The sequence below is a fragment of the Xanthomonas axonopodis genome, assembly GCF_001304695.1.
Classification (GTDB): Bacteria; Pseudomonadota; Gammaproteobacteria; order Xanthomonadales; family Xanthomonadaceae; genus Xanthomonas; species Xanthomonas axonopodis.
Genome location: NZ_JFAQ01000236.1, coordinates 1 through 9,380 on the forward strand (window position 1 = coordinate 1; position 9,380 = coordinate 9,380).

A 9,380-nucleotide genomic window follows, 5' to 3' on the forward strand; every position below is an offset into this window, starting at 1 on the left:
CACCATCGCTGCGAAGCACTTATCCTCGCATCTTTGGAACTTGATCAGCGTTGCCCTAAACCCGGCCGCTACTCAGGACGGGGGGACGTCGACGGGGGAAAACCCCTGAACCGAAGTGCGGGCTATGAGCCTGCCCAATCCGACCGCGCAGGCCGGTGGCGATGGCACGGCCAATCAGGACCACGAAAACAACCTGTCCAAGTTCAAGAACGCGGACGTGATCGGCCACCAGGCCGGCGCGGCCTTCAGCGAGTTCGCTAGCCAGTCAGGCTATACCTGCGAGGGCGCCGGCAAGCCATTCGCCCCCCACCTGCTGAGCACTCTCGACACGCTCGCATGGCGCTACAACGTGCCGGAGATGGCCTATCCGGAAGCGTTGACCGCTGGCGTGCGCGAGATCGGCTCGCGCCTGACGGCAGACCTCTGGGGCAACGTCTATCCCCGCGGCGGCTTCCTGCACCAGAGCCACGACTACCTGGCCGGCGCGGTAGTCGCACAACGGGCGGGCGATGTGGTCACGCGCACCGGTCAGCCTCACGTCTACCAGCCGCTGCTTGCCACTCCTCATGCAGGTTATTGGCCGGCTGGCGCATTGGTGGAGAGTCATGCGGACTTGGGCAAGTGGCAGGAGTTGCCCCCGACCCTGTCCAGCCACTGCGCGGTGTTCCCCAACAAGAACACCCATGCGCAAGCGCAGCAAGGCGACTACGCCTGGGCGCTGTGGCGCCCTTACAGCTGCTGCCAGCGGCGCGGCCAGGTGTTCCTGGGAAGCATGGATTTCCTCTGAGGAAGATGCCGATGAAACGCCGTCATTCGCATTGGCATTCTTCCAACTTGCGCCGGTTCGGATCCGCGGGTCTTGCTGCACTGACGCTGGCTGGAAGTGTGGCTTGGGCTCAGATGCACATCGATGGTGATGGCATCCGCGCCAGCGGCAATGTGATCGGTAGTGACGTGCTGTACAGCATCGGCGGTGGCCGGGCCGTGTCCATGGGACCGGTCGGCAACATGCAGAGCATCGGTGTGGGCACTGACTGGAACAGCAACCTGATCTGCGGCGACATGAACATTGCCACGACGATCCAGAACCAACTCAATGGCGTCACCAATGGCTTCCAGTCGATCATGAGCAACGTGATCCAGAACGCCACCAGCGCGGTAGCGTCGCTGCCGGCGCTGATTATCCAGCGCGCCGACCCGGGCCTGTACAACCTGCTCACCAACGGCATCCTGCAGGCGCGCCTGGACTTCGACCGGTCGAAGATGACCTGCCGCGCGATCGCCAACCGCATGGCGGACATCGCAGGCGGGCAGACCGGATGGAATCAGCTCTCCGAAGCCATGGCGCTCAAGCAAGCGGTGGCCAGCACCGATGCGGTGTCGGCCATCGAACGGGCCGAGACGAACAAGGGCAACAGCGGCGTGCCCTGGGTGGGCAGCAGCAGCGCGGGCGGCTCGGGCCAGGCAGCGATCAAGGTCGTGGGTGAAGTGACGCGCGCCGGCTACAACCTTCTCAATGGACGCGATGTCACCGACACCTCGTCCATCAACGCGAACGATTGCAACGGCCGGATGACCTGCCAAACCTCGGACTCGTCGCAGGCCGCCGCAACATGGGCGACCCGGGTGCTCGGAGAGCGGGAGCAGCGCACCTGCCAGGCCTGCGACAAGACCGCGACTATCCCTGGCGTAGGCCTCACACCGCTCATCGAGGAAGAATACGAGACCAAGCTCAAGGTGCTGCAGGAACTGGTGAGCGGTAGCCGACCGACGACGACGGCCGCCAACCTGGACGCCGCCGGCAGCGCATCGCTGCCGGTCACGCGTGGCGTGATCGAGGCACTGCGTGATGAGCCAGACCAGGACTTGCTGGGCAAACGTCTGGCTTCAGAAGTCGCCCTCGCAAGCGTGATGGAAAAAGCCCTGCTGCTTCAGCGCACGCTGCTCACTGGCAGGCAAGAACCCAACGTGGCCGCCAACGAACTGGCGATCACATCGGTGGATCAGGAAAGCAGCACACTCGGCCAGGAGATCCAGAACCTCAAGACCGAACTGGAGCTGCGCCGCGAACTGGCCGGCAACTCGCCGATGACGCTGATCCAGCGGCACAGCACCCGTGCGGCCGGCTCGCGCGGCATCTACCAGGGCGATCCGACACGTGATCGCGTGCAGGAGATCCAAAAACCGCGGAGCACGCCGTGACCGCTGCAGGACGCAACTTGCGCGTACAGCACCTGGTCAATGTCTCTGGCGGCAAGGATTCAACCGCGTTGTACCTATTGGCGATCGAGTCCGGCCGTCCATTTCGGGCGGTGTTTGCGGACACGGGCAACGAGCACGAACTGACGTACGAATACGTACAACGCCTGCATGAGCGCACCGGCGGGCCGCGGGTGGAATGGGTGAAGGCGGATTTTCATGCTCGGATGGCCAAGCACCGGGCGTACGTGCTGGAGCGTTGGCCACGCATGGGCATTCCCGATGCGCTGGTGCAAGAGGCCGCGCAACTGCACGAGCCGACCGGCAACCCATATCTGGATCTATGCATCACGAAGGGACGATTTCCGTCGCGGATGGCGCAATTCTGCACGTCCGAGCTCAAGGAATTCCCGATGGGGTTCAGCCGACATACGTGTAAAAGTAGCTCACAAAATTGGATTTCATCCATTGCATCAGTGAGTTAGCGGATATTTTGGTGCAACCAAACTACACGACCAATGCCAGTTCAGTCTCATACGGTTCCGGGACCGCCTCCACATCAATCAGGTAATCCCCGAAGCGCTTCACATGGCTGGTCACGTACGGGCTGAGGAAAGTCACGTCCTCCCGGGCGATCTTCCACCCCTGCCGCATCATGGCCTTCATGATCCGGGTCTGTTCGATCGCGTTGTAGAAGATGACGGCATTCGAGACCAGGTCGTTGTACTTGACGGCTTTCTCCTGCTCGACGGGGTCGTTGTCGGCAATCACCCCTTCCCCGCCGAAGAAGAAATACTTTGCGAAACCGTTGTAGGCCTCCACCTTGTTGGTCGAGGCGGTGATCTGTTCGCGCAACTCGCGGTTGGAGATGTACTGCAGCAGGAACAAGGTGCGCACGGCTGAACCGAGCGCCTTGAAGGCCTGGTACAGCCGGTTCTTGCGGCTGTAGTTGCCCAGCTTACGTAGCAGCGTCGAGGCCGCGATCTTGCCGGTCTTGATCGAGAGCACGACCTGCACCAGGTCCTTCCAGTGGGTCTCGATCAGATCCCAGTCGACAGTGTCCCGGAACAGCGCATCGATGTGTTCGTAACGAATGTCCTCATCGGGGCGGAAGAACTTGTATTCGCGCCAGTTGCGGATGCGCGGCATCAGCTGGATGCCCAGCAGATGCGAAAGGCCGAACACTGGCAGCGACTGCCCCTGCGTGTCGGCGTGGACGGTATCAGGCTGGATGTCGGAGGTGTTCTTCAGCAGGCCATCGATGATGTAGACCGCCTCCCAGACTCCACACGGAATGAAGTGGCTGAACAGCGCGACGTACGTGTCGGACACGTGGTGGTAGGCGATGCCGCCGTAGCCGCCATAGCGGATGTGGTACGAGGCGAGCAGATTCTGGTCGTAGAGGTCGTACTTGGTGCCGTCGGCGGCCGCGCTCTTGCCATCGCCCCAGCATTTGGGGAGCTGCAGGCCGGCGTAGCTGTTGATGATGTCCCGACAGGCGGCCGCCAGTTTGTTAGCATCCACATGCCGGCGGTTGACGAACGACAGCATGTGCGCCGAGACGGCGCCACGCAGGTGTCGAGCAGCCTGGGCCGGTCCGAGGTTGCAACCATAGGTGAAGGCGGTGAGGACGTAGCGCTCGGTCGGTTGCTCGATCTTGGCGTCCGAGCCGGACAGAGGACCGAAGTGCCGGGGCCAGCGCGTCCAGTGGGCCACATCGCACAGGATCTCGATGACGCTGCGTTCGGGCATGCGATCTAGGATGACGGTTTCCAGGGCGCGGGCCCCGCTGCTCATCTCCTTGGCCTTGCTGCGATTGAGCACCGGGATACCATCCTCGCCGATGACTACTTGGCCATTCTCCAGATAGCCTTGATCGGTCAGCTCGGCGACCTGCATCAGGCGCGATTGCAATGCATTGACGAAGCCCACGGCCGTGGCCGGCAGCCCCACCTGCTTGCAGTAATCCTCCAACATAGGCTCACACTGCTCCCATGGCAGCAACTGTTCGCGGTAGTCGGCATAGGTTTCCGATCCGCGCACAGCCACATCGCCCGATTTCAGTTCGTTGGCCAGCGACGAGAACACACAGACCTCGAACAGGCGCCGGTGGATGCGCTCCTCGCCTCGTTCGGTGCGATGGACGATGGTCTTGCGCCAGAGTTGGGTGGTGAATGCCAGATCGACTGGTTCATCCAACCAATCGCTGCGGGTTCGTTCCTGCGTCAGGATCAGCTCGATCGCATCGATCAGGGAGCGGTCCTCCGTGGTCGAGGCCAAGTCCAGCCTACGCACCATCCGCAGGATGGTGGAGCGGTGACTTTTGTAGAACAGCCACAGCAGCGGCAAGTGATTGTCGCCACTATGCGCCGCAATGGCGTTGCAGTCGGCCTGCAACGTCTGCACGCCACCATGGGCGTTGACCAGGCGGCGGATTTCACGCCCCGCCTCGGTGTCGCCGCGATGATGGTCGAGGACGCGGACCACATCCGACATCGTCGCCACGATCGCTTCGGTCTTCTCGCGATAGCGCGCCCTCAGCCGCTCCAGTTCCTCTCGGCCCCGGTTGTGGATGTTCCCCATGCGTTTCATGAACATCTCCGCGAGATCGTCGCGCGTCTGGACCCGGGCCCGGTGGATCAAGCACACCAGTACGGCGTAGCGCTTGGCGGGCCGAAACTTGCGCAGCTCGGAAGCATCCAATGCCCGCGCCTCGGCGGCGAAGTGCTTGCGCTTGACCTCCGGGATGCCCGCCAGGTGCAACTCGCTGCCGACCAATTCGTCCAGTTCGGCGATATGGTCGATCAACTCCTGGAAATGCTGCAGCGAAGAGCGCTTGGGCAGGCGCTTGATCGCGTGCAGCGGGCTCTTCTGACGCCCCTGTTCGACCTGCAGGAGGCCTTCCAGGCGCTGTTTTTCGTCGATGGTCAGTCGAGCCTCGATCTGAGCGAAATAGCGCCCGTTGACCAGCGTGCGGATGCGCCGGGTCAGGCGATCCAGTGTGGAGAACGCCGGCAGCTCGACGCGATCACGCACGAGCTGTTCAATGGCTACATTGATCAGGTCCGCCGGATTATCCATCACCGCAGCGGCTTCGTATACCGCGCGTGCCGCAATCTTCAGCCCGCCGTCGCTGTAGGCCCGGACCTGCAGGAATTGTCGGATCCGGCGGTAGTAGCGATAGCGCGAGGCGTTGGCAAGATTCGCTGGCTTGACCTGCACGCGCAGTTTCAGCGCGCTGCGGATATGGCGCACCACCGCCGGTGGGACTTCGTCCAACACGGGGAAATACCCCAGCCGTTGGAAGGTCTTGAGCAGGATCGTCAGCGTCAGGCGGTGCGCAGGCTGCCGGGTGTACTCGGCAACGAAGGCCACCTCAGTGTCGGTTGGCGTGTAGGCCGCAACCAGTTCGTGGACGACCGGGTTGCGCTTGAATTGCGGGTATGCGGTCCGTTCGATCGACGCCATCCAGCCCCTCAGGTCGTTGCAGGCCTTGGCAGCGCGGGCGCTTCCGGCAGACTGGCTTCGATGCGCTGGCGTGCGAACGGATCGGCCCCGTCGATGTAGCGCATCGCCGACTGCACGTCGCGCCAGCCGACGTACTCCATCAGCGCCTTGACGTCCCAGCCGTTGGCGTTGGCCCAGCCGGCGAAGCCGCGGTGCAGCGAGTGGCCGCTGTAGTCGTTGGGAGAGCTCAGCCCGGCCTCGCGGAAGATCCGCCGTAGCAGGCGCACCAGGCTGTTGGGGTGGAGCGGGGCGGCGGCAATCCCGCCCCACTGGTTGACCGCGCGAAACAGTGGCCCCTCGTGGAGGGCGGCTGCCATGACCCAGGCCATGGTGGCAGCCACCGGGCACCAGCGCGACAGCGCCGGGACCTTGTAGGTGGTGCCGGCGTGCTGGCGATCGCTCTTGCTGTGCGGCAGGAAGCAGGTCATGCCTTCGCCCGGCACCAGGCACAGGTGGTTCACCTGGAGACGGGTGAGTTCATCGCCGCGGAAGCCGCGCCAGAAGCCGAGCAGCAGCAAGGCGCGATCGCGCAGATGCCGCAGCTCTGCGGCGCGATCGCCGCGAGAGTGGGCCGCAGCCGCAGCGTCTTCCAGCCATGTTGTGACCTGGCCCAGCTGGGTGAGTTGCAGGGGCGTGGCGCGTTTTTCGACGCTCGGGTGAAGAGCTTGGATGCCCTTGAGCACTTGGCGCACCAGCGGCGCGCGAGTCGGGTCGACAAAGCCGTGCACCTGGTGCCACTGCGCAAGTGCTGCGAGCCGGTGCCTGAGTGTGTTGAGCGCGAGTTGCCCGGCGTAGGCGGCCAAGTAGCACGCCACCTGCTCCGCAGTCGCCGGGAGATGACCACCCCACTCGACCTCGAAGTGACGGGTCGCTCCTGCATACGCGCGCTCGGTGTTGGCGCGGGTTGCTGCTTCCAGATACTGCTTGACCGAGCTCACCGCCTCGCTCCGAAACGCCGTTTCGTACGGCCGCATGGCGACTGTAGCCGAAAATTCCGGATAAGGCGGGATAATTCAACATTATCCCGCGTGAGCTCAACGCCTATCGACGGTCCGTTTAATGCGTTGAGGAGTATGTAATTACATGGTATGTAATACGTTACGAAATACGTGGAGTGCCGGATGGCAAGGTCCGGGTTGTACAAAAGCGATGTGCAACGCGCCCGCGATCGCCTGCGCGCCACGGGCATGCATCCGTCCGTGGACGCGGTCCGGGTGGCGCTAGGCAACACGGGGTCCAAGACCACCATCCACCGCTATTTGAGGGAGTTGGAAGAGGAGGACGGGCAGCGCCCCGGCGCCAAAGTGGCCATCAGCGACGCGCTGCAGGATCTGGTCAGCCGCCTGGCCGAGCGCTTGCACGCCGAGGCCGACACGGCCGTGGCGCACAGGCCCAGGCGCGCTTCCAGGCGCAGCTGCAGGAGCGTACCCAAGCGCTGGAGCAGGCCCGGCAGGAGGCTGGCTTGCTCAGGACGCACCTGCAACGCTGCGAGACCGCCCTGCAGGCCGAACGCGAGGCGGGCGACGCCGCCAGGAGCGAGGTGGCCAGCCGCACTACCGAGTTGGCTCAGCTGGAGGAACGGATCGCGGGCCTCACGGCACGACTGGCGGAGCACCAAAGCCACGCCCGCTCCCTGGAACACAAGCACGAACACGCCAGGGAAGCCCTTGAGCACTACCGCACCTCGGTCAAGGACCAGCGTGAGCAGGAACAGCGCCGGCACGCGCACCAGGTGCAAGAGCTGCAGGTCGCCCTACGGCAGGCCAACGAGGCGCTGACCGCCAAGAATCACGACCTGATGCAGCTCAACCGGGAAAACGGCCAGTGGCTGGAACGCCAGACCCGGCTGGAGCGGGAACTGGCGCAGACACGCCAGCGGGGGCTGACGCCCAGCAACGCGAGCGCGACGCACTGCGCCTGGCGGCCGCCGAGCACCAAGGCTTGCAGGCGCGATGGACCCAAGATGTCCACGCGCTGGAAGGCGTGCGCGCCGAACTGGCGGCGGCGCGGACCGAACTGGTCGAAGAGCGCCAGCGCCGGGAACACGCCGAGGTGGACACCTTGCGGGCCACGGTGCGCCTGAGCACGTTGGAACAACTCCTGGCGCAGTTGCGTCCGCCGCGATCCGTTGGCGAACACGGAAAGCCCATCTCAGCCGGTGCAACGCCAGGAAGCCAATGATCTGGCGTTGGGTGAAGGCTCGGGAATCTCCCGCGTCAATCGCTTCGTCTTCCCGGTCAGGCCTTCGCTAAGCCAACGCGAATCGGAGAACTACTCGGTATGACTGCTTCTGCAGTAACTGCAGGAGATCAAGATGGGTCCATGCACTTCAAAGCCGAGCGTGGCAAGTCCACCCGTGGCAGGTTCACCTGAACATTATCCAAGCCATGCCACAGAGCAGCCCACGCCCTCTAGGCCTTCATATCCCGAGACGCCCGTGTCACCCAGCATGCATGACTTGGCGGCACTCGGCTCTCCCCGAGCGAGGCCGGCCCGCTCGGCGACATCCGCCCGTCCCTCCGACACCGGCACCATGGCAGGGCGAGCGTCCCTTCCTTCGTCGTCGTCCGGACCTACGCTCGCGGCTCAATTGCAGGACTTCATTCAAGCCCTGGAGCACGCCGAGCGTCAAGGAATACAATATCCGGCGGCCAAACTCGATCAGCAGTTCCAGCCACAGATGGTGGCGGCCCAGAATCACATCCACCCCAAGCTCGATGTGAAGGTTTTCGAGGCGTCGAGATCTGAGCCGGATGCCTTGCGACAAGCTATCGTCAATACCAGGCGGGGTGAGCGGTGGCGCGCCGTCGTCAACGTGGAGCGCATCGATGGAAAGAGAGCGGTGAGCCATGGCGTCGCGGTGGAAGTGTTGGGAGGTCGTGGGAAGGTGTCCGTTCTGGCGGTCGACAGCGTATGGGGATGCACTGACACCCTGGCCGTCATGACCGCCGCGTTGAAGGGCGTCAAGAACGCGACGCTGACCATCCTCAACACGGGCACGCAGCAGGATTTCGTCAGCTGTAAGATCTTCGCCCTGGCGAAGGCGATGGCGGATGCCGGTGACTTGATGGTGGATCTCCACAAGAAGAATTTTGGAGGGGAGATCGTCGGGACGGGCGATACCATCAATGACGTGGACCTCACGATCGCGCGCGGCTCCGATGTGCTCGATGCGCGCTTCTTCCAGCACACGATGTCGAAGCACGTCTTCGACGATCTTCCCGTGCATATCCGGGAACCCCTGGAGGAGAGCTTCGTCCAGAATTTCCGGGAGATGGAGGTGGCAGGCATGCCCAGGGCCTACAATACCTCCATCGAGCAGGAGAGGCTCAAGTACCTGCGGGATGCGCTGGCGCAGTGCCCCGGCCCGCAAGGAATCCACGAGGTGCCCCTGAGTTGATTGTGCAATTTCGGGGATGTCGCACCGGCAACGCTGCCGTTCCCGGCGGCGGCCATGCGGTGCTCGACAACCAGTTCTTCGCTCCTAACGTATCGGTGATCGCACGCAGCGACAGACCGGTTTCGTGCAGAGCTAGGAGATTGGTGAAAATGAACGGCTGGCCAGGTCACACGCTTGTCGTCAAGGGACTCGCGATATCTCTCGCTAACTCACTGATGCGAGGGATGAAATCTGATCATGTGAGCCATTTTTACACGTATGTCGGCTGAACCCC

Annotated in this window: 4 protein-coding genes and 3 pseudogenes; 5 read left to right on the plus strand and 2 right to left on the minus strand. The window is 63.4% G+C overall.

Annotation, left to right across the window (positions count from 1 at the left end; genetic code table 11):
• Positions 1-88 precede the first annotated feature (88 nt).
• The 3 genes and pseudogenes from XAXN_RS18300 to XAXN_RS18310 form a co-directional block, all read left to right on the plus strand.
• Positions 89-787, plus strand: a pseudogene (locus tag XAXN_RS18300) (TIGR03756 family integrating conjugative element protein); the annotation flags it as partial.
• A gap of 11 nt (positions 788-798) precedes the next feature.
• Entirely contained in the window at positions 799-2,202 is a 1,404-nt protein-coding gene (locus XAXN_RS18305) for an integrating conjugative element protein (protein WP_054320591.1), read from the plus strand.
• The gene (locus XAXN_RS18310) at positions 2,199-2,684 is read left to right on the plus strand and encodes a phosphoadenosine phosphosulfate reductase domain-containing protein (protein WP_241148167.1); all 486 of its coding nucleotides are present in this window, start codon (positions 2,199-2,201) and stop codon (positions 2,682-2,684) included. The genes XAXN_RS18305 and XAXN_RS18310 overlap by 4 nt, the downstream gene beginning before the upstream one ends.
• Positions 2,685-2,706: 22 nt before the next feature.
• Here the strand turns inward: XAXN_RS18310 and XAXN_RS18315 are convergent, their stop codons facing one another.
• Positions 2,707-5,667, minus strand: coding sequence for a Tn3 family transposase (locus XAXN_RS18315; RefSeq protein ID WP_054320592.1), 2,961 nt, complete (start codon positions 5,665-5,667; stop codon positions 2,707-2,709).
• 20 nt (positions 5,668-5,687) lie between these two features.
• Positions 5,688-6,644 (minus strand): annotated as a pseudogene (locus XAXN_RS18320) (site-specific integrase); the annotation flags it as partial.
• 183 nt (positions 6,645-6,827) lie between these two features.
• Between XAXN_RS18320 and XAXN_RS18325 the strand changes: the two are divergent.
• Together XAXN_RS18325 and XAXN_RS18330 are read left to right on the plus strand one after the other, a co-directional pair.
• A pseudogene (locus tag XAXN_RS18325) lies at positions 6,828-7,887 on the plus strand (DNA-binding protein).
• A 409-nt stretch (positions 7,888-8,296) separates the two neighbouring features.
• Positions 8,297-9,106, plus strand: coding sequence for a YopJ family acetyltransferase (locus tag XAXN_RS18330; protein ID WP_054320593.1), 810 nt, complete (start codon positions 8,297-8,299; stop codon positions 9,104-9,106).
• The last annotated feature ends 274 nt before the right edge of the window (positions 9,107-9,380 follow it).